We start from the raw sequence: 21,169 nt of genomic DNA on the forward strand, positions 1-21,169 counted from the left end.
CAATTACTGTAACGGTAGCGTAGTAAGTGATTATTACGCTACCGTTTTGTATTTAAACAGGTTATTATCAGGAAACTGATCCTAGGTAGCTTGATAATTAAAGAGGTCGCAGATGACTACTGAAGCACTTAATAAGTCTGACTTAATAGAGCGTATTTCTCTTAAAAACCCACACTTAGCTGAACCCTTAGTGGAAGAGGCCGTTAAGATAATGATCGATCAAATGATCGAAGCTTTGTCTACAGACAACCGAATTGAAATCCGTGGTTTTGGTAGTTTTGCATTACATCACCGTGAACCACGTGTGGGTCGTAACCCAAAAACAGGTAAATCAGTTGAAGTGGCAGCAAAAGCTGTACCACACTTTAAACCTGGTAAAGCATTACGTGATGCGGTAAACGAATCTGCAAACTAATTCAAAACATTGTTAGGGGTGTTTATGCGTTACGTATTGGTCGTAATTCTACTGGTCCTATTTGGATACTCATTGGCTTTGGTTCTGCAAAACGGAACTGAACTTTCAGTCGATTTGTTGTTTACACAAGTGCCTGCAATGCGTTTAGGGCTTTTATTGCTATTAACCTTGTCATTAGGTTTGGTGTTAGGTCTTTTATTGGCAGTGCAAGTATTTCGAGTATTTCAAAATAACTGGGAAATTAAACGTCTACGTAAAGATATTGACCGCCTACGTAAAGAGCAAATTCAAACTGCTCAACTGGCTGCTGCTGAAGCGGCTGCACATACGCGTCATGAAAAGACAGTTTTAGATATTGATGCGAATGAGCGTCCTTCTAACCCGTTATAATTGGGTTTTAGAAGTAAATTAACTACTTTTATGAGTAGATTTAAATTTTATATTTAACACTCCGGTGGATCATCGGGGTGTTTTTTTATGGGCTGAAAAAATAATACGCTTATCTCAAATAAAATAATGAGATAGCTCAATTCAAATTAATCATTTCAAATAACATGAGTTTTATGACTTTCTGATCAAGTTGAATACATCTATAATGCACTAATTTTGTCAAAATGAAGGGTAAGTCTCTTGAGTATCATCGTTGCACTAGATGCTAAAAGCCAATATGACGCACTTACAATTGCAGAGCAGTTAGATCCTGCATTATGTCGAGTTAAGGTTGGTAAAGAGTTATTTACCCATGAGGGTCCAAGTGTCGTTAAGGCCTTGCATGATAAAGGTTTTGAAGTATTTCTAGATCTAAAATTCCATGATATTCCAAACACCACAGCGCAAGCAGTTTGTGCAGCTGCGGATATGGGTGTGTGGATGGTCAACGTTCATGCATCAGGTGGTCGTAAAATGATGGAAACCTGTGTAGAGCGCCTAAAAGCAGGCAATTACAATACTCAGCTGATTGCTGTTACTGTTTTGACCTCGATGGGTCGTGAAGATCTTGCGGATTTAGGTTTAGATGTTGAACCCTTTGAACATGTGAAACGTCTTGCGACTTTAACGAAAGAAAGTGGTTTAGATGGTGTAGTGTGTTCGGCACAAGAAGCAAAAATGCTGCGTGAGACTTTGGGTGCTGAGTTTGCTTTAGTGACACCGGGTATCCGTCCTGCGGGTTCTGCTGCTGATGATCAAAAACGAATTGTGACACCTAAACAAGCCATGCTCGATGGTTCTACACATTTGGTGATTGGTCGTCCGATTACCAAATCGGAGAATATGCGTCAGACTTTAAAAGATATTTTAGCGACACTTTAATATTTACCTTCTCTCTCTAACTCTCTCCCAGAGGGAGAGAGAAAGTCCTCTGCCTTTGGGAGAGGATTTAGGTGAGGGGTTAGATAGCCGCCAATATACTCACCAATATTGGTGCGAGTACAGAAAGGATAAAGCCACTGACCATGGCATGTGGAATAAAATCATTACCACAGGCTTGTTTGACCATAGGTAGGGTGACATCCATAGCTGTTGCACCCGCAGATGAAATTGCAGAGCGTGGGTAACGCCAGCCAATAATATACATAAACACAATCGCAAAAATTTCTCTGAATAAATCATTCATCAGCGCGATACTGCCGAGATGTGCATTTTTTAATTCTGTCACGACGATGCCTGTCATCGAATAGAAACCGTAGCCTTGTGACAGCATGATCAAATCTTTCAAACTGATTTGTGGCAATAGGTATGCAGCAGCAAAAGCGCCCAAAAGTGAACCGACGATACAACCGAGTGGAACAAGTAGAATTTTCCAATTTAACCAAGAGCGATCCAGTGGTGAGTAGGCGAGATCAAGCCCAATCAGAAACATGAAGACTAAAAGTAGATCCCAAGTACTAATATGTGGCTGAAGACTAAAATGTGCTGCCATTTCAGCAAAAGCATAACCTAAACCTAATGCAATAAAAGCATAGCTAATATTGATGAGTGAGCTTGTTACTAACTGCATGGACACTTTGCCATGACTGGGTTTATAGCCTAAAAGCTTAAATAAAATATAGCAGCAAATAAAAGCACCCATTGAGGTCAATAGTGCAATAAGTACTGATGAAGAGAGGATTTGCAGAGGTGCTGGAATAGTGTGTAATGTTTCAGAAAATTCGATCGCAATTGCAAATAACAAAATATAAGTAAAGTAAGGCAGGAGTTTAAAGGCGATTTTTTCAAGCCAAGTGGGTAGGCGACGTGCAAGAATAAAACCAAGCCCTAAACAGGTCAAGAGCTGGAAAATCAGCCAGAAAGATTGCATACAAAAATAGGCAGATAATGAATACCTGCCTATTATGACCTGTTATTGCTTAAGCTGCATGACTAGATTTTGTTTTACTGAGGAGTCGAAAATCGGCTGGATTTATTTTTCGAGTAGCGAGCCAATATTTCCATGTATAAGTTGGCCACAGTGCAAAATTTTTACCGCCATTTTGCTGATACCAACTCACGCAGCCTGATTGCCAAACTGTTCCATCAAGCATATCTTGTACATGAGTGTTAAATTGGTCTTGCACCTGATCTTTGACAGCGATGGCTTGAACATTAGATTTTGAAACCAATTGCATCATTTGTAAGATGTAATCGACTTGTGCCTCAATCATAAATACCACTGAATTATGCGCAAGTACGGTATTGGGGCCTAATAATTGGAATAGATTTGGAAAGCCTTTGGTGCAAATGCCATAAAAACTTTCTGCGCCAGCTTGCCAAACTTGTTTGAGTTCTTGAGCATTTTCACCAATACATTTAAATGATTTTAAATAAATTCTTGGATCGGTAATAAAGCCTGTGCCATAGATCAGACAATCGATTTCACGGGATTTTCCATCTTTGGTAATAATGGCATTTTCAGTGATTTCTTGTATTGCATCACTGACCAATTCCACATTAGGTCGATTAAACGTTGGAAAGTATTTATTAGAAATTAAAATGCGTTTACAACCCATGATGTAGTTTGGCGTTAGTTTCTTGGCAAGTTCAGCATCTTTGACTTGGTATTTAATATACAGTTCTGCCAGTTTTTGCGCATATTTCATGGTGGTTGGTTTAACAATTGGTACGACACGTGATTCGTTGGTCCAATACAGGCGAGCGCGGTGAATTTTTCGAAACCAATCATATTTTTTAAATAATGATTTTTCTAAACCATGATAACTACGTTCATCTCGTGGAATGACCCAAGCCGCGGTACGCTGAAAAACATACAGTTGCTGTGTTTGTGGTGCGATTTCTGGAATGTATTGGATGGCACTGCCGCCTGTACCAATCGATGCGACTTTTTTACCTTCTAATGGATATTGATGATCCCATTGCGAAGAATGAAACACTTTACCCTTAAATTTTTCAATGCCCGGAATGTGTGGAATTTGCGGGACATGTAGCGGGCCAGATGCAAAAATCACGTATTGAGCGGTAATTTTAACACCATCTTTGAGTTCTAAATGCCAGTCGCAGGTTGATTCATTGTATCGACTTGAAAGCACTTCACTATTAAAGCGACAGAATTGTTTTAAATTATATTCACGGGTGACGTGTTGGATATAATCAAATATTTCAGGTGCTTCGGCATAACGTTTTGACCAATCTGTTTTGGGTGCAAAAGAAAGCGAATACATATGTGATTGCACATCGCAGGCAGCGCCAGGGTAGCGGTTCTCACGCCAAGTTCCACCAAAATCATTGGCTTTTTCGAGAATCAGGAAATCTTGATTGCCTTGTTGGAAAAGCCGTATTGCCATAGCAATACCACCAAAACCACCGCCGATGATGGCGATTTGCGTATGAATTTCCGAATTGGCTTTTGGGGTTTGCACTGTTTTTGTTTGCGCTTCCTGCATCATTTTTTTAATTCCAAGCGAGATTACAAACTAAGCATACTTGAGTTCATGATCAGAACAATATGATTGAGATGACAGAAAAATTGATCGAAACGGCAATGTTCATAATTGCAAATTTGTAGTAAAAAAGAAGAAATTTAATGTCATTTTACGATTTATGAAACGATCCATTCTAAGCCTGATGTATCTTGTACAAGGAATGCGTAAAGCAGGCGTAGATGTCGATCAACGTTTGCAAACTATCGGGCTGCGTGTCGATGCACTCGATCCTACTTCGGTGATTCATCCGAGTTTGGAGTGGGATGTACTGAAAGTCATTGGTAAAGATGTAGAACCTGAGCAAGGGTTATTTATTGGTCAGCATTATACGTTGGCGGGTTATGGTCCGTTGCTGATGTTATTGGTCACCAGTGATACTTTACGCCAAGCTTTAAATCAGGGGATTCGCTTTCAACAGTTGACACATCTAACTGGGCGTTTGAGTTTGCAAATCAGTCAGCATAAAGTGGCCTTATGTTATCAACCCCAAGATGTGTATGCACCACTGGGTGCATTATTGGCACAGTCGGAAATTTCTGGAACGTATAAATTCATCCGCGATCTTTACAAAATGATGGGGTTATCGACACCACAAGTTCAAATTGATTTGCCTTTTGCTGAACCCAAAGATCCTGAAAAATTAAAAATGTTCACCGATTATTATGGTCCACAAGTTCGCTTTGGTGCGCCATTTGCGGCATTTTGGTTCGATGAAGATGTTTTAGATATTCGTATTCCATCCGCAGATATTATTACTTTTCGATTATATGAGTCGAAGTGTATTGCGGAGTTAGAACGTTTAAGCGCCGATGAAGATGCGCCATCATTGGTTCAACGTGTGCAAGATTATTTGGAATTACAAAGTGGTGCGATGCCAAGTATGGCAGCAACTGCTCAAGCGTTGAACTTGCCTGAAAGAACTTTGCGTCATCAACTGCAACAGTTAAATACCAGTTATAAGCAAATTCGTGAAGATATTATTAAAGATAAAGCACTCCGTATGATTGAATATAATGAATATTCAATTGAAATGATTGCAGAATTGCTGGGCTATTCAGAACCTGCGGCGTTTAATCATGCGTTTAAACGTTGGTTTGGGCATAGTCCGAGACAATATAATAAATAGCCAATGCGCTTTACTGCCAAAGTGTTATATCTTCGAGTTTATTCTTCGTTATAATTCATTTAGCCCCAAAAAGTATTTAATGATATGTCAGATTTTCAGTCACCACACAACACCGCATTTACTCCGATTTCACCGGCTGAGCGTTATGCTCAAGCCTTAGCATCTGGTCAGTTTTTACCAGATCAGGAACAGGCGCAAGCAGTGCATGAGTTGGATCGAGTTTGGCAAGAATTAATCCAACGTTTTAAGGCTTCTAAAAAAGCGTTTCGTCGTTTCCGTCGTCAAACTGCACCGAAAGGGGTGTATATGTGGGGCGGTGTAGGACGTGGTAAAACTTGGCTGATGGATCAGTTTTATGATTCTGTGCCATTTCGACGCAAAACTCGTATGCATTTCCATCACTTTATGCAGTACGTACACCGTGAATTAAATAAGCTTTCAGGTCAGCGTAATCCACTCGACCTTGTGGCCGACCAAATTTATAAAGAAGCGGTCGTGATCTGCTTTGATGAATTCTTTGTATCCAATGTCACAGATGCGATGATTTTGAGTGATCTATTCCAAAAATTATTTACGCGTGGGATCACCCTTGTTGCAACATCTAACATCGCACCAGATGGTTTGTATAAAAACGGGATCCACCGTGACCGTTTTATCCCAACCATCGAAATGGTAAAAAAGAACTGTGTGATTTTAAATGTAGACTCAGGCGTAGACTATCGTTTACGTGTATTGAAACAAGCGCAGTTGTTTAAGTCACCTTTAACACATGAACATAAGTTGTGGATGGCACAGCGTTTTACAGCATTAACGCAAACCCAAACAGTTTCACAAGAGCCAATTATTATTAATCAGCGTATTGTGGAAACCATTGGTCATACGGAAGATGTACTGTGGTGTGAATATTCTGAACTTTGCCTAAAACCACGTAGCCCAGCGGACTTTATTGAAATTGCCAATATTTATAATACGGTCTTGGTGAGTAATGTGCCGCACATGACGGATTATTTGTCTGAAGGGACTCGTCGTTTTATCTATCTAGTTGATGAGTTTTATGACCGTGGTGTGAAGTTGTTGCTTACTTCAGAAGATACGATTATTGAATTATATCAAGGTGAAAAATTGGCATTTGAAATTGAGCGTACACGTTCGCGCTTATTGGAAATGCAATCTGATGATTATCTACATACCTCTCACCGTCAAATCAATGCACCAGAATCTACGGCAGAAAATTAAGCGTTTCTGTTGGAATGAAAAAAGAACGTCTTGATGGCGTTCTTTTTTTTTGATTTTTAGTTTTAGAAAACATGTATAAATTAAGAAAAGCTGTGGAACGAACAATAGAAGTTAAAGCAAAGTCTCATGATAAAAGCATCATTAAATAAGAAGTATGGCTGTTTAATAATTCATCGATAAAAGCGTTAAATTTAAACTGATTGGTTGAAGTTGTAGCATCGACATTGGCAGCATTTCATGGCTTAATCGAGTGAGTTTGTTTGACGCTTGGGTCTATTTGTTCAGTTTTAGAACAAAATTCTGCACTTAAGTCTAATTTCGACATTTCAAAAACTTTATACACTGTAAAAAGGTATTCAGGCTGATGATGACGTCGTATTTCTGATCTTTATTATGTTGAATGATGAGGGTATTTCATTACATAGAAAATGATCATTATTTAGGAATGTGATAGTACTATTCAGCAAAGTATAAATGGGTATACTAGAATCTCTTGTTATAAAAAATAGCAATATCAGGAAAGACAATGACTGCACGTATTCAAAAAGGCAAGTTAGCGATTGCTAAAGAACTTTACGATTTCATCGAAAATGAAGCACTACCGGGTTCAGGTTTAGACAGTGAAACTTACTGGAAAAACTTTGAACAAGTCGTTGTCGATCTTAGCCCAAAGAACAAAGCACTATTGGCTAAGCGTGACGACATTCAAGCTAAAATTGATGAATGGCACCGCAACAACAAATTTGAACTCGAAGCTTACAAAGCTTTCCTTACTGAAATTGGCTACTTATTACCAGAAGTAGAAGATTTCCAAATCAGCACAGAAAATGTAGACGAAGAAATCGCATTATTGGCTGGTGCGCAATTAGTAGTGCCTGTACGTAATGCACGTTACTGCTTAAACGCTGCGAACGCACGTTGGGGTTCACTCTACGATGCTCTTTACGGTTTTGACGTGATTTCTGAAGAAGACGGCGCGGAAAAAGGTAAGGGCTATAACCCAGCTCGTGGTGCAAAAGTTATCGAATTTGCTAAAAACTTCTTAAATGAAACTTTCCCGCTAGCTAATGGTTCGCATGCAGATGCAACTAAATATGCGGTAGAAGGCAAAAAGTTAGTTGTAAGCCTAAAAGATGGCTCAACTGCAACTTTAGCGAAAGAAGCTCAGTTTGTTGGTTTTAATGGTGACGAAGCTGCGCCAACTGAAATCGTACTTTTAAACAATGGTTTGCATGTAATCATTGAAATTGATGCGACGAGCCCAATTGGTTCAACTGATGCTGCGGGCGTTAAAGACTTAGTTCTTGAAGCTGCAGTAACCACAATTCAAGACTTAGAAGACTCAATTGCAGCAGTTGATGCTGAAGAGAAAGTTGAAGGCTACCGTAACTGGTTAGGCTTAATGAAAGGTACACTTTCTGAGTCAATCGAGAAAAATGGTAAGACCATCACGCGTACATTAAATAAAGATCGTACGCACAAAAACTTAATCGGTGGTGAAACTACGCTTCACGGTCGTTCATTGATGTTGCTTCGTAATGTAGGTCATTTGATGACAAACCCTGCGATCCTTGTAGATGGTGCTGAAATCTACGAAGGCATCATGGATGCATTGATCACACCGTTATTGACGTTTGCAGACATTAAAGGCGAAAACGAAAACAAGAATTCTCGTAAAGGTTCTATGTACATCGTTAAACCAAAAATGCATGGTCCAGAAGAAGTTGCATTTGCAGTTGAATTATTTGAGCGTGCTGAACAAGCGCTTGGTCTACCTGCGAAGACTTTGAAAATCGGTATCATGGACGAAGAACGTCGTACTTCTGTGAACTTGAAAAACTGTATCGCGCAAGCGAAAGATCGTACGATCTTTATTAATACAGGTTTCATGGACCGTACGGGTGATGAAATCCATACTTTCATGGAAGCAGGTCCATTCGTTCGTAAAGGCGAAGTGAAGTCTCAAATCTGGTTCCCTGCATATGAAAACCGTAACGTGATGATCGGTCTTCAAGCCGGCTTACGTGGTAAAGCGCAAATCGGTAAAGGCATGTGGCCAAAACCAGATATGTTGCTTGATATGTACAAAACGAAGATTGAGCATCCAGAAGCTGGCGCAAGTTGTGCATGGGTTCCGTCTCCATCTGGTGCTGTAATTCACGCGATTCACTACCATCAGTGCAATGTTTCTGAGCGTCAAAAAGAGTTGTTGAATACTCAGCCGCTATCTTTAGATGACTTGTTAACGCCGCCTTTAGCGACAGATACAAACTGGTCTGAAGAAGAGAAAACTAAAGAACTCGAAAATAACCTTCAAGGTATCTTAGGTTATGTCGTTCGTTGGGTTGATTTGGGTGTAGGTTGTTCAAAAGTACTAGACATCAACAACGTTGGTTTGATGGAAGACCGTGCAACTTTACGTATTTCTTCTCAACACGTTGCAAACTGGTTACGTCACGGTATCGTAACTGCTGAGCAAGTTGAAGAAGTGTTTAAACGTATGGCGAAAATTGTGGATGAGCAAAATGCCAACGATCCACTTTACACGCCAATGGCACCAAGCTTTGATGGTTATGCATACAAAGCTGCTTATGACTTAGTATTCAAAGGTGGCGAGCAGCCTTCTGGTTATACAGAGCCGCTTCTTCATGCTTACCGTTTAAAATTAAAAGGTTATACAGGTGACTAATCTGTAAATCAAAAAAAGCCTCTTCGGAGGCTTTTTTTATTGCTTGAGAAAGTTAGAATGTCGACATAAAAAATGAAAAGGAAACTCCATGTATTTATGGAATGTAAATCGGTTGGTGGATGATATAAGACTGAATAAAGTCTCTGAAACCCATTATAAAAACTACTATATTGCCAGCTCAATATTGATTTTCTTTAGCTACTTAGCACTGACGTTAACCCCAGAATCCAAACCTACAGAAGCTTGGGCTTCGTTTGTTTTACAAGTTGGTCTGCTGATTAGCTGGGTGAATGCCATATTTAAAGCCAATGGCGGCGAGCAAGGCCGAGATTTTTTAAAGCGCTTTATTGCATTGTATCTGCCGGTGACGATTCAGAGTTTAGTCCTCTTTATTGCCATCGGCATTGTCATCGAAGGGCTGTTACCCATGTTGACCGTTAACATGGAGGAGGCTGCGCTTGAGCAACTCACCACAGTTAAAGATCTAAGTTTTGAAGTCATCATTAGCTGTTATATTTATTGGCGAATCTATAAAGCGATGCGGCAGATTCATCATCCTGTTTAGGTTATAGCGCTGTACAATAAATTATGGAATAAGCTTCATCCTGTTTTTCTCATAGCTTTTCGATGCTGAAGCCTTTACATTGGAATGAATGATAAAAATGGGATGGAAACGATGTCAGCTTATACCGCATTAGATTTGCAATATATTGGTGGGCAGTGGCGAGCAGGGACTTCAACACGTCACATCAAGAATATCAATCCCTTTAGCCAAGCAGAGATTTTTGAATTGCAGGCAGCCAGCAGTGTCGATGTAGACAGTGCTTATAGTGCGGCAGAAGCTGCCTTTAAATCAGAAGTGACCAAGCCCATTGAAGTACGTCAGCAAGTCATCACTAAATTAACTCAAACCATTCAGCAGCGCAGAGAAGAAATTATTCAATGGCTGATAGATGAATCTGGTAGTACACGTTTAAAAGCCAATATTGAAGTTGATGCAGCGCTCGGCATTATCCAAGAATCGTTGCGTTTTCCTGAAAAAATGCAAACTACGCAGCTAGAGAGTAAAGACCCGAGTCGAAAGAGTTTTGTATTGCGCAAACCTTTGGGTGTCATTGCGGTGATTAGCCCGTGGAATTTTCCATTTCATTTATCGATGCGTTCTGTGGTGACTGCGATTGCCTGCGGTAATAGTGTGGTGTTGAAGCCTGCAAGTGACACGCCAGTGACAGGTGGAACGTTGCTCGGAAAATTATTTGAAGAAGCGGGCTTGCCGCATGGCGTGTTAAATGTCGTTGCAGGCAGTGGCAGTGAAATTGGCGACTATTTTGTAGAGCATCCTGTGCCTAAAATGATTTCATTTACAGGTTCAACTGAAGTGGGTCAACAGGTGGGGGTGAAAGCGCTAGGAAGTTCACGGATTAAGCGTTTAGCGCTGGAACTTGGCGGCAATGCGCCTTTGGTGATTTTAGATGATGCAGATTTAAATTTAGCCGTTGAACTGACCGTGATGGGGCGTTTTTTGCATCAAGGACAAATCTGCATGAGTACCAATCGAGTGATTGTGGATGAATCCTTGCACGATGCTTATGTTGAAAAATTAATTAAACGGGTAAAAAGCATTGTGGTCGGTGATCCGAATGATGTCGAAACTCTGATAGGCCCTATCATCAATAAGTCGCAAATCGATAAATTAAAAACCATTATTCAAAATGCCATTCAGCAAGATGCGATTTTAGCCTATGCAGGCGGTATAGAAGGTCAATTGGTTGCACCGCATATTTTCACCCATGTGGATGCACATGCTGATATTGCATTAGAAGAAAGCTTTGGGCCAATCTTGCCGATTTTAAAAGCGCGAGATGAAGCGCACGCACTTGAATTGGCGAATTCAACCCGATTTGGTTTATCGAGTGCGGTATGTACCTCAAATTTAGCACGCGGCGGAGAGTTTGCGGCCAAACTCGATATAGGCATGACGCATATCAATGGCATCAGTGTGGCGGATCATTCTAATGCACCCTTTGGTGGTGAACGTAATTCAGGCCTTGGTCGTTTTAACGGTGAGTGGATATTTGAGGAATTTACCCGCACCCATTGGCAGACTTTCCCCGCTTAAAATACACAAAATGAAGTCTATTTTATCTTGTGCAATAGACTTCACAACAGGTTCTGTTGCGCAGGAGCAGGACCTCTCTAGTTTATTTCCATGAAATATCAGGAAGTATATAGTCCCAAAAACGACTCCAACGTGTTTTGTAATACAGAAAAGCGCCAATATCCTGACTTGAACAATTATTCTGATAGTACATTTGCTGATTCATCAACAGCATAGGTTTACGCTGCAAAGCCGTCATATATAGCTTGACCTGAACCTTGTAATTGTAGATTGAATAATTAGAAGAAATAGTCTCGGTTTTCATTTTTTGGATATTGTTAATATACACATCAAACTTCAAGCCATTTTTGTAATCCGTTGCCTCATGAATTGTTCGATCTTCGATTGGAATAAGCGGATTGTTATCACTAAACGCTAAATATGCATTATGTTTTTGTTTTCCTTGTTGATAATTAAACTGAATAGCTGAATTTGCAGTGGTGAAATAGGGGAGCGCATCCAGAGGATTGATCTTAAAAGTGCCTGTACAATCTGTCCTGACACGGCCTTCATCTGCGTTCACTGTAAACCAGTCAAATTGATCTTCTAATTCTGTCGTGTGGGCTTCATCTGCGTCAGGAAGAATCACGCCAAATTGATCTCGTTGTCTTTGCTGATTTTGCATCAAGCGATAACTATTTTGAGCATGTTTTGCAAAACGGATTTCAGGAAACATTTCTGGAGATGTAATTTTAAAGTCAGAGACATTGATCATTTCACCATAGGGCAGGATGACTAATGAGAACTGCTGCTCTTGGGTGTTGGGAAGATTTTTGACCGTGACCCAATGATGTGTACTGATCATTTGCTGATTGCGAAAATGCTTATATTGAATGCGGTACTTGCCTGCAGGAATCTCAGTCTCATTGATTAGGTCTTGTTTAAATGGATATTCGTTGAGATAGAGCGCGTCGAGACTAAAAGGTAGAAATGAAACGGTATGTACAGAGACTTTTGCGGCATGTGCGGTTGGATACAGGTACATACTTAGAATTAAGACGATAAAGCGACTTCGGTCTAGATTTTTCATTTATTATAAAGATTGAATTTTTGCGGATTATGGTAAATATGTGTGCTAATTTCAAACCGATTACCTTATCGCAATTAAAGTCTCAAAACTTGCCTGAAATCAGCTTTGAATATCCTGAGGAAGTCTATCCAAATTATGATTTGCCGCTACTCTTTAAGTCTGAACAAGGGCTAGAGTGGCGAAAAGTGAATTTTGGCATGGTGCCTAAATGGGCCGAAGACAAATCAATTGCACTTAAAACCTATAATGCCCGAAATGAAACTTTGTATCAAAAGCCTACGTTTATTAATGCGATTTCAAAATGTAAGTTTGGCGTAATACCCGTGTCTGAATTTTATGAGTCAATGTATATCGATAATAAGCCGCAGCGTTGGAGTGTTAAGCGCAAAGATGGAGAAGCGTTTTATATAGCTGCCTTATATGACATTTGTAGACAAGGTGACGAGATTGTACGTTCAAGTACCATGATTACGATGGATGCTATTCAGCATGAGATGATGAAACACTTTCATGAGCCGGGCAATGTAAAGCGCTCGGTCATTGTGATTCCGCATGCGCGATTAGAGGAATGGCTAAGTTGGAAATCACCCAACATCCAAAGTTTTGTACAAGGTTTTCCTGTTGATGAGTTTGCATGTGCGCACGCACCCAAAATAAAAATCGAAAAAATCAGTCCCCAACTGAACTTTTTCGATTGATATTTCGGTGATGCAAATGCTTATCGAGCTAAGTTTTTAAAGATATGCTTTAAGCTTTCCATGGTTTTTTCAATTTGTAGCGGTGTTAAGCCTTCAAAAGATTGCTCGAGAACGACATTCGTTAGATCGTTAATCTTCTGCGTCATTGCAGTGCCTTTATCGGTTAACACGACGCGGGTAATACGCGCATCATCTTCACAAGAATAGGTATCTACTAAGCCTTCATCTTTTAAGCGATAAACAATTTTGGTTGTCGTCGACATTTTAGACACGACCATTTCAGATAAATCCGAAACGCTCGCATGTGGCTTAGACTTGAGTGCGAGAAGGATACGGCGACGTGAATTATCAACACCATATTTTTTCAACGCATGGTCAACGTTTAAAACGTATTGAGCATGAACCTGAGTGACCCAGTAGAAAGGAAAATTTTCTAAGCTAAAGTCATCGGTGGATGGTAAAAATTTTGAATACTTTTTTGTCATGAAGAAGTCCCCTGAATATTTGTTTTAATTTTATTTAATGTTTTAACATTCTATTGAAAAATAGAGGGTAATAGCAAGAGTTCACAATAAAAAAATAGAAAGTAGAAGATATCTCATTTTTAGATTATCTTAATAGATTATATTGATATTCTGTCCAAGCGATTAAAAAAGAATAAAAGTAATTTTTGCTATAGAGAGATAGTGTAGTGAAAATAAATAAGTTTTTAATTCAAATTGAATATTAATATATTTTACCAAAAGGTTGAAATAAATAATTCATTAGATTTGTCATACAATCTTATACAACGCATTTAATAATATTTAATTAAAAAGTTAGATGAAATCAATCTTTTTAACAGCGTTGGCATGTATCTATAAAAGTCAGTATTACGATCTAGATTTATATTTGATGTAGCCCATTCAATCGGCAACGCATTAAGCGCTTTTAACATTTTGTCATATTGTTGATGCGAAAAAATATGCTTGAATACATTACAAATGCGCAAGATTGTGCATAATGGAATGGTCTATAGTTACACAGGTTAAATTTATGGATCCGTCGCCGTGCGTTGGTCTGATTGAAGATATTCTTACAATCCAGAATGAGGAAGAGAGCTAATGGAATTTTTGTTAGATCCCGGAATCTGGGTTGGTTTACTTACATTAATTATTTTAGAAATTGTACTAGGGATTGATAACCTAGTCTTTATTGCCATTTTGGCAGAAAAACTCCCTCCAGAACAACGTGATAAAGCCCGTGTACTTGGTCTTTCACTCGCATTATTTATGCGATTAGGATTGTTATTTGCAATCTCTTGGTTGGTCACGTTAACAAAGCCCCTGATTACCGTTTTTGATTGGACATTCTCTGGTCGAGATCTCATATTATTGTTCGGTGGATTGTTCTTAGTCTATAAGGCGGTCACAGAGCTGCATGAGAAATTAGAAGGTAAACCGGAAGTTCAAGTGACAACAAAAGTGGCATATGCCAGCTTTACAGCAGTAGTTGCGCAAATTGTTGTCTTAGATGCGGTTTTCTCTTTAGACTCTGTCATTACAGCGATCGGTATGGTCGACAACATTTATGTCATGATGGCAGCAATGATTGTGGCAATGGCAGTGATGTTACTTGCATCTAAACCGCTAACGGCTTTTGTAAACCGACATCCGACCGTCGTGATCCTATGTTTAAGCTTCTTATTACTGATCGGTATTAGTTTGATAGCAGAAGGTTTTGGTTTCCATATTCCGAAAGGCTATATCTACTCAGGTATTGGTGTTGCGATTGTCATCGAAGCCTTTAACCAGTTTAGTCAACGCAATGCTCAAAAACACGAAGCGAAAATTCCATTACGCCATCGTACTGCAGACAGTATTTTAAAACTGATGGGTGGGCGCTTAGAAGCTGATCAAGTCGGTAATCAGGCGCAAGAAACCTTTGCAGACGAAGAGCGTTACATGATTGGGGGGGTGTTGACGCTTGCAGAGCGTTCAGTTGCGTCGATCATGACTCCCCGTAATCAAATTTCTTGGGTGGATTTAAATGACACACCTGAGCAAATTCGTGAGCAAGTCCTTTCTGTGCCGCACAGTTTATTCCCTGTGTGTCGTGGTAGCTTGGATAAAGTGATTAGTATTGTCCGCGCGAAAGAACTTATTGATGTTCTAGACAGTGAAGATGATCTAAAAGCATTGATTAAACGTCATCGTCCAATCTTTATTTTCCAAAAGATGAAGGTGATTGATGCGATTAATACCTTGCGTACCTCTAAAGGCTCTTTGGTATTGGTTACGGATGAGTTTGGTGCGGTACAAGGTCTGATTTCACCACTCGATGTGTTTGAAGCGATTGCTGGTGAATTCCCTGATGCTGATGAACAACTAGATTTGATTAAAATCGATGATGCATATTGGAAAGCTTCAGGCATGCTCGATCTGTATCAGTTAGAACTTGAATTGGAAATGCTGGATTTGATCGAAGAAGATGATGGTTATATCAGTGTTTCAGGTCTTATTTTAGATCAGACCCACGGCAATGTTGAAGTCGGGACTGTAGTTGATTTTAAAGGCATCCAATTTAAAGTTACGGCAATGGATGAAAACCGCATTAAAACGGTTGATATCTATTACCAAGCTTAATGCTTAAATTTTAAAATAACTCAAAGACAGCTTTTCGAAGCTGTCTATTTTGTATGACTAGAAAGTATAAGAAATCCTATCCAAGGGGGCTGTAATTCACGATGTTAAAACGTATTATATTTACATGATGTAACAGTCAAAAAACGCTGCATCTTTTGAGCTTTTAGAGGGCTAAAACGGTTCAAAAGTAAAAAATATTGATATGGTTGGTTTTAAAAAAGCATGAGGTTAAATAGTGATTCAATTTAACTCGGGGTTTTAATCATCATAGATGATCTATTAATAATTTTATTTCATTTTAAATATCGTTTTTGAAAAATTTATAACTAGGTACTTTGAAGAAATTCAAAGTTAATCCATTAAAAAATGGGTGTTGGTATGGCGATCACTGAGAATATCATTGATTTTAGTAAACTCACGACTGAAGAAAAACATGAGTTGTTTCAACGGCTCTGGGAGTTTGATCAACGTATTTTCCCGACATCGAAAATTGAGCAACTTTATCAATACATGCATGACCCCGATATTGTAGCATTACCAATTATTCAGTATTTTGAGCAAGATAAACTGATCGGGCAAAACATTGTGCGTATATTAAAAATTATGCATAACAATCGGCCGATTTTTATTTTTAATTCACGGGCAGGGGTATTGGTAGATTACCGGCGGAAAAACCTGACCTTAAATTCGGCGATTAAAGTGGCGATGCAGCATCAGATTCGATTTCCAGTGATTCCGATGTGGTTTGTGGCTACATTGGCACAACCAAAGGTATATACATTATTTGCCTCGCGCTCTGTTAAGTTTTATCCAAGGCATGGTGTCCCGATGCCCACTGAGTATGCGGATGTTTTAAACAGTTATAAAATCCGTCAGCATGATGTGCAGCATCGCGCTGAGGATATTTTTGTTCATCGTTGTGATTTACCGAAGGTGACGCCTGAGCAGTTGGTTCGGCTACGGAACAAATCTGATGAACATGTTCAATTTTTTATGCAGCACGTGCCAGATTATTTTGATGGCATGGGTTTAATGTGTATTTGTAAATTAAATGTTTCAACTATTTTTGAAGCAAGTATGAATCTGGCAGTTGGGCGGGCAGTTTAATGATGGACATGGATGTGTTATGCGACAAATGACGATATATCGATTATTCGGTTTCGGCGCGGCGATCTTTTTAACGGCTTGTCAGCCAGCAGAGCAAAAAGTACAAGAGCAATCGCAGAAATGTGTTGCCCCCGAAAAACTGGTCAAACAAATTTATGATCAAGAGTTGAAATTGCATGCTTTGAGTAAAGATCAACTTACTGCCTATTTTGAGCCATCGTTAGCGGAACGTATGCAAGCAGAAATTAACTGTAAGCAGTCGCAACAAGCGTGTAATGTGGATTTTGATATTTTCACGGATAGCCAAGATCCGCAGCAAGATTCGAAAAAAGGTGTTCAGCCTAAACTGAGTTTTGATGAAAATAAAAACGTCGTTCGTGCTGAGTTTAAAATTGGTGATGAAGCCAAAGTCTTAAATTATGAAATGAGTGATGGCGACTGTTCAAAAATCAAAAATATTGTTTATGCGGGGGACTATGACCTCGACATGATTTTGAGTAATCCAACAGAAACGATCGAAGATTCAGAAATGTTTGATGCCAATGCTGCAAGTGACAGTACGGCACATTAAACTTTTTGACGCGTTCTAATTATTCAAAAACAGCATGAAACCCTGAACAGCTTGAGTGCTTTACTCAAGCTGTTTTGTTTTCCTCAAGTTATCATAGCTTCATAGTGCATAAATTTGCATGTTGGCAAGTTGATTGAAATCGTCTTCATTGAGATTATAAATTTCATCTAAAAATGCAACATTAAAACTGCCGACACTTGAGCTAAGTTCATAGGCTTTTTGACCCGCAATCGCAAAGTGCAAATGCGCTGCGACTGTACCGGCAGTTAGTGTTTCACTCACGGCGCAATACGCTGCTGTTAACGCACCTAAAGCGCAGCCAGAAGCCGTTACTTTGGGTTGTAAGTAAGATCCACCATTAATTTGTATCACCGCATTCATTTCTTTCGACAAGATGAAATCTGATTCGCCTGAAATTGCCACACATTCACAGTGTTCTAATAAGGGTACGGCATTTAAATAAATCTCGGCACTATTTAGCGTGCTATCGACACCGCGTGATTCACCTTGATTCCCTGCAAGACCACTGATTTCTGATGCATTGCCACGGATTATGCTTGGCTTGTACTGGAGTAATTGGTCAACCATTTCAGATCGCCACGGCAAAACGGGGCCATAACCGACAGGGTCAAGCACCCAAGGTTTATTTAAATTTTGTGCTGTTTGTGCAGCAATTTGCATGGCTTGCATTTGTTCAGACGTTGGCGTGCCTAAATTGATATTCAAGGCACTGGCAATTGAGGCAAAGCTTTCGGCTTCAAAGGGATTGTCAATCATTGCAGGAGAAGCACCCGCAGCCAAAAGGACATTGGCGACGTAATTGCTCGCAACTGCATTGGTGATGATGTGCACCAAAGGTTGTTTGGATTGAAGTTCAATCCACGCATTAATGACGCTTTGCAAAAGCGGGCTATTTAAGTCAGTCAATTCACTGTTCATGGTCGTTTCAAAATTTTCAGATTGATTCATCGGTTTCTCCCTTAGCGGGTGAAGTAATGGTCTTGATGTTTACAATTACGGCAGAACAGGGTCACATAATCTGCGGCATCATAATCGACAGAGAGCTCTTGTGAACCACAGTACATGCAGCGCTTTGTGGAATAAAAATTTAAGCGAGGTTCGATTTTTTTCCAAGCATGGCGTATCGGTTGCACAAAGATACTTTCATCGAGTCCTAAAAAGTTAAAGAGTAAAATTTCACTCATTTTACTAAAGGGGAGTTGTGGCGGACGAGGGAGGGTAAAGGTTTCCCATTTTTCCTGTAAGCCACGTTCACGGTATTGCTGTAAGGTCTTTTTTAACAGATTGGTATTAATGAAATTTTCATTACGCACTTGCAGGGCTTTTTGTTTATGTAGGTATTCGAGTGCTGACTGAATCATATAATAAATCTGCCCAACCGCTAGATGGTCGAGTAGGCGATAACAGAACACTTGAAAGCTTTTATTCCCTGCAATTTGAATACCCCATGTCTTACAGTAAAACTGCATGAATTGCACAATTTCTTGAAAAAGTAGGAGATACAAGCATTCTTTCACTTCGTCAGCACTTTTAAAGGGAACACCCAAGGCTAAATTTTCATAAAACCAATGACGGAGTTGCTGCGCTACGCTAAAAAGACTGGGCTCCGAATAGCCATCCAGACGGACATTGATATAATACTGTTCAGCTTGTAGTGCATCATCTTTCACAATCAAAATTTGCTCATGCACGAGATGCTTTTTGAGTGATTGTTGGAAGAAATAATTCGGGCTGATGTTATGATACTTAATAGCGTCCCAGTCGATAAATTCTTGATGCGCCGTATGTTCTTGGACATGATTATCCAATAAAGCCAGCAAAAAGAGTTTCTGTAAAAAACTCAGTTCACTTAATTCACGTTCAACGATATCTTTATTTTTGAGTTTACGCTGTTCTTGTAAACGGGTTTCTTTCAGTAGTTTTTTTCGCGCAGCCTGACAGTTTTCACAATGACAGTTGTATTGCTGTTCTGGAAATATTTGATGATGACAGTGGCTACACTGATAAAAATTAAATTCTTGCTCATCTAATTTTTCAGCATCTACCCAATACATAGATGCACGACACAACGGGCATTGCGTACTTTCATCCATTTGTTTGCGTAGAATATTGAACATGTTGCCAGCGTTTCTTGAAAGGTTAAATTGATTATACACATCTCTGTTTAAAGACGGGTTTGCAATTTCAGTTGCAGCAGCTCAGGCGAGAAGTCGACAAATAAAAAAAGCTGCATAGTGATGATGCAGCTTTTAGTTAGAATGGATTATTAATAGGCGGCTGGGCATGGGATCGATTCGTCCTCCTCTCCAACTTGTTTGGCTTGTATTAAGGCTTGCACTTTTTTAGACGCGACTTTTTTAGTGCCTAATGCACTATATGAGTTAAGTAATGAACTGACCTCAAAGGCTTTGAGTGGAATCCCTTCGCAAGTCATAAACATTGCAATCACTTGATGGTCGATATTTGCAGCATCAAGCGCTTGCAGAGTCTTCATATTTTCAATACGGATGATGTGTTCTTTAATAAACATAATGCACCTCTTTTTGTTTTAGCCTGAATATATTGCTTTTGGCAAGTAAGTAGATGCAAAACGCATGCTCAAATGTTTTGAGTAGAGATTTTAAAGCAGCTAAAATGTATGTTTTTTTAGTAAGAAATTGAAAATAAATTATTAATTTAAAAGTAACAAAATAATATTGATGAGTATTGCTATCTCAGAAGAGTTTTTAAAATGCTTGAACTGTTGAAAGAGAAATATCTTGGTGCAAGGTTTAAACAGAAGTTTTCAATCAAAACCAAATTAGAAGATTGATATGGTTTGCGATTTAATGTGCTTTTTGGAAGGAATCACCTAAGCGATTAGATTTGAAAAGTATATTTGTATATATTGAGCTTTTAATTTTTAATGATTTAGGCTTTTAGAATTGAAACGAAGCGGAATTACTGTAGTTGATACACAGCATGATTCAGCTTGATTTCTAAAGGTTTTGATCTTTTTTATCCTTTCTTTGTATGGAATACACATGTCAGACGCACTTAAAAACAGCAATATCACTCGCATGCAATTATATAAGCAGCCACAGGGTACGGTTGGCGCGCTGATTATTGGGCATGATCAAACTTTAGAAAAGACGATCGAGTTACTTGGCCTGGCGCAGCAGCATCAAGTATCTAAAATTTATGTGGCGGGTGCAACGTCAGAAATTCAGCAATTCCTCACCTCAAAAGTCACGGCATTTCAATTTTACTTTGCTGCAGACTATGACAGCGCGCTCGATTTAATTTTCGCAAATTAATAATCCTCTAAGTCTTAAGCAGGAAAGGTTGAGCGCAATAATTTGAAGTTACAGATAGAAATAAAGAACCTGTGCTTTATTTTTCTAGTATCTAGGTGCTTTATTTATTTGAGGTAAATAAATAATTTGCATATTGCAGTAGCTGTACTCAACTCAGGCATTTATTTTGCTTAAACATGGCGAAAATATGTGCCAGCCTTTAAATTATTCAATAAAGATGATTGAAAACAACATGCGCTGAGCCCATATATAAATCATTGTAAATGCGAAGACAGCTTATG

The 21,169-nt window shown here is 39.2% G+C and carries 20 protein-coding genes; 13 read left to right on the plus strand and 7 right to left on the minus strand.

Annotated features, from left to right (window positions below; genetic code table 11):
• Nucleotides 1-112 precede the first annotated feature (112 nt).
• From FTU36_RS00540 to pyrF, 3 genes are all read left to right on the plus strand, one after another.
• A complete protein-coding gene (locus tag FTU36_RS00540; RefSeq protein ID WP_067767464.1) occupies nt 113-415 on the plus strand; it encodes an integration host factor subunit beta in 303 nt (100 codons plus the stop codon).
• A gap of 24 nt (nt 416-439) precedes the next feature.
• Complete coding sequence (locus tag FTU36_RS00545; protein ID WP_078188931.1) at nt 440-805, plus strand: lipopolysaccharide assembly protein LapA domain-containing protein; 366 nt, start codon at nt 440-442, stop codon at nt 803-805.
• Between the two features lie 240 nt (nt 806-1,045).
• Nucleotides 1,046-1,726, plus strand: a complete 681-nt coding sequence (gene pyrF, locus FTU36_RS00550; protein ID WP_180010309.1) for an orotidine-5'-phosphate decarboxylase — start codon at nt 1,046-1,048, stop codon at nt 1,724-1,726.
• Between the two features lie 79 nt (nt 1,727-1,805).
• Here pyrF and FTU36_RS00555 read toward each other — a convergent pair whose 3' ends face one another.
• Nucleotides 1,806-2,714, minus strand: coding sequence for a lysine exporter LysO family protein (locus FTU36_RS00555; protein WP_180116611.1), 909 nt, complete (start codon nt 2,712-2,714; stop codon nt 1,806-1,808).
• A 49-nt stretch (nt 2,715-2,763) separates the two neighbouring features.
• Nucleotides 2,764-4,293, minus strand: coding sequence for an NAD(P)/FAD-dependent oxidoreductase (locus FTU36_RS00560; protein WP_180116650.1), 1,530 nt, complete (start codon nt 4,291-4,293; stop codon nt 2,764-2,766).
• Between the two features lie 157 nt (nt 4,294-4,450).
• On the opposite strand from FTU36_RS00560, the gene FTU36_RS00565 reads away from it, so the two are divergent.
• The 5 genes from FTU36_RS00565 (at nt 4,451) to FTU36_RS00585 (ending at nt 11,502) form a co-directional block, all read left to right on the plus strand.
• Nucleotides 4,451-5,458 carry an AraC family transcriptional regulator gene (locus FTU36_RS00565; protein WP_180003059.1) on the plus strand — a complete coding sequence of 336 codons (1,008 nt, stop codon included), beginning with the start codon at nt 4,451-4,453 and terminating at the stop codon, nt 5,456-5,458.
• Between the two features lie 84 nt (nt 5,459-5,542).
• Entirely contained in the window at nt 5,543-6,694 is a 1,152-nt protein-coding gene (gene zapE, locus FTU36_RS00570) for a cell division protein ZapE (protein WP_111885050.1), read from the plus strand.
• A 526-nt stretch (nt 6,695-7,220) separates the two neighbouring features.
• Complete coding sequence (locus FTU36_RS00575; RefSeq protein ID WP_180040248.1) at nt 7,221-9,383, plus strand: malate synthase G; 2,163 nt, start codon at nt 7,221-7,223, stop codon at nt 9,381-9,383.
• 88 nt (nt 9,384-9,471) lie between these two features.
• Nucleotides 9,472-9,948: a hypothetical protein gene (locus FTU36_RS00580; protein WP_180022538.1), complete on the plus strand. Its 477-nt coding sequence runs from the start codon at nt 9,472-9,474 to the stop codon at nt 9,946-9,948.
• Between the two features lie 111 nt (nt 9,949-10,059).
• Nucleotides 10,060-11,502, plus strand: coding sequence for an aldehyde dehydrogenase family protein (locus FTU36_RS00585; RefSeq protein ID WP_180003053.1), 1,443 nt, complete (start codon nt 10,060-10,062; stop codon nt 11,500-11,502).
• An 82-nt stretch (nt 11,503-11,584) separates the two neighbouring features.
• Here FTU36_RS00585 and FTU36_RS00590 read toward each other — a convergent pair whose 3' ends face one another.
• On the minus strand, nt 11,585-12,571 hold the full coding sequence (locus tag FTU36_RS00590; RefSeq protein WP_180116612.1) for a hypothetical protein: 987 nt from the start codon (nt 12,569-12,571) through the stop codon (nt 11,585-11,587).
• Between the two features lie 38 nt (nt 12,572-12,609).
• On the opposite strand from FTU36_RS00590, the gene FTU36_RS00595 reads away from it, so the two are divergent.
• Nucleotides 12,610-13,269, plus strand: coding sequence for an SOS response-associated peptidase family protein (locus tag FTU36_RS00595; RefSeq protein WP_180116613.1), 660 nt, complete (start codon nt 12,610-12,612; stop codon nt 13,267-13,269).
• Nucleotides 13,270-13,289: 20 nt separating this feature from the next.
• Here the strand turns inward: FTU36_RS00595 and FTU36_RS00600 are convergent, their stop codons facing one another.
• Complete coding sequence (locus FTU36_RS00600; protein WP_180003047.1) at nt 13,290-13,754, minus strand: MarR family winged helix-turn-helix transcriptional regulator; 465 nt, start codon at nt 13,752-13,754, stop codon at nt 13,290-13,292.
• A gap of 618 nt (nt 13,755-14,372) precedes the next feature.
• On the opposite strand from FTU36_RS00600, the gene FTU36_RS00605 reads away from it, so the two are divergent.
• The 3 genes from FTU36_RS00605 to FTU36_RS00615 all read left to right on the plus strand — a co-directional run bounded on the left by FTU36_RS00605 (nt 14,373) and on the right by FTU36_RS00615 (nt 17,571).
• The gene (locus FTU36_RS00605) at nt 14,373-15,893 is read left to right on the plus strand and encodes a transporter associated domain-containing protein (protein ID WP_180003045.1); all 1,521 of its coding nucleotides are present in this window, start codon (nt 14,373-14,375) and stop codon (nt 15,891-15,893) included.
• Nucleotides 15,894-16,271: 378 nt separating this feature from the next.
• Nucleotides 16,272-17,000 carry a hypothetical protein gene (locus FTU36_RS00610; RefSeq protein ID WP_180116614.1) on the plus strand — a complete coding sequence of 243 codons (729 nt, stop codon included), beginning with the start codon at nt 16,272-16,274 and terminating at the stop codon, nt 16,998-17,000.
• A gap of 19 nt (nt 17,001-17,019) precedes the next feature.
• Nucleotides 17,020-17,571: a hypothetical protein gene (locus FTU36_RS00615; protein ID WP_180007324.1), complete on the plus strand. Its 552-nt coding sequence runs from the start codon at nt 17,020-17,022 to the stop codon at nt 17,569-17,571.
• A 99-nt stretch (nt 17,572-17,670) separates the two neighbouring features.
• On the opposite strand, the gene thiM is transcribed toward FTU36_RS00615, so the two are convergent.
• The 3 genes from thiM to FTU36_RS00630 form a co-directional block, all read right to left on the minus strand.
• Nucleotides 17,671-18,540: a hydroxyethylthiazole kinase gene (gene thiM, locus FTU36_RS00620; protein ID WP_180007323.1), complete on the minus strand. Its 870-nt coding sequence runs from the start codon at nt 18,538-18,540 to the stop codon at nt 17,671-17,673.
• Between the two features lie 11 nt (nt 18,541-18,551).
• Complete coding sequence (locus FTU36_RS00625; RefSeq protein ID WP_111885041.1) at nt 18,552-19,709, minus strand: hypothetical protein; 1,158 nt, start codon at nt 19,707-19,709, stop codon at nt 18,552-18,554.
• A 149-nt stretch (nt 19,710-19,858) separates the two neighbouring features.
• On the minus strand, nt 19,859-20,122 hold the full coding sequence (locus FTU36_RS00630; RefSeq protein WP_111885040.1) for a hypothetical protein: 264 nt from the start codon (nt 20,120-20,122) through the stop codon (nt 19,859-19,861).
• Nucleotides 20,123-20,615: 493 nt separating this feature from the next.
• On the opposite strand from FTU36_RS00630, the gene FTU36_RS00635 reads away from it, so the two are divergent.
• Nucleotides 20,616-20,888: a hypothetical protein gene (locus tag FTU36_RS00635; protein WP_180105846.1), complete on the plus strand. Its 273-nt coding sequence runs from the start codon at nt 20,616-20,618 to the stop codon at nt 20,886-20,888.
• Nucleotides 20,889-21,169: the final 281 nt, after the last annotated feature.

This window comes from Acinetobacter sp. YH12096, from assembly GCF_013419215.1.
Taxonomy (GTDB): domain Bacteria; phylum Pseudomonadota; class Gammaproteobacteria; order Pseudomonadales; family Moraxellaceae; genus Acinetobacter; species Acinetobacter amyesii.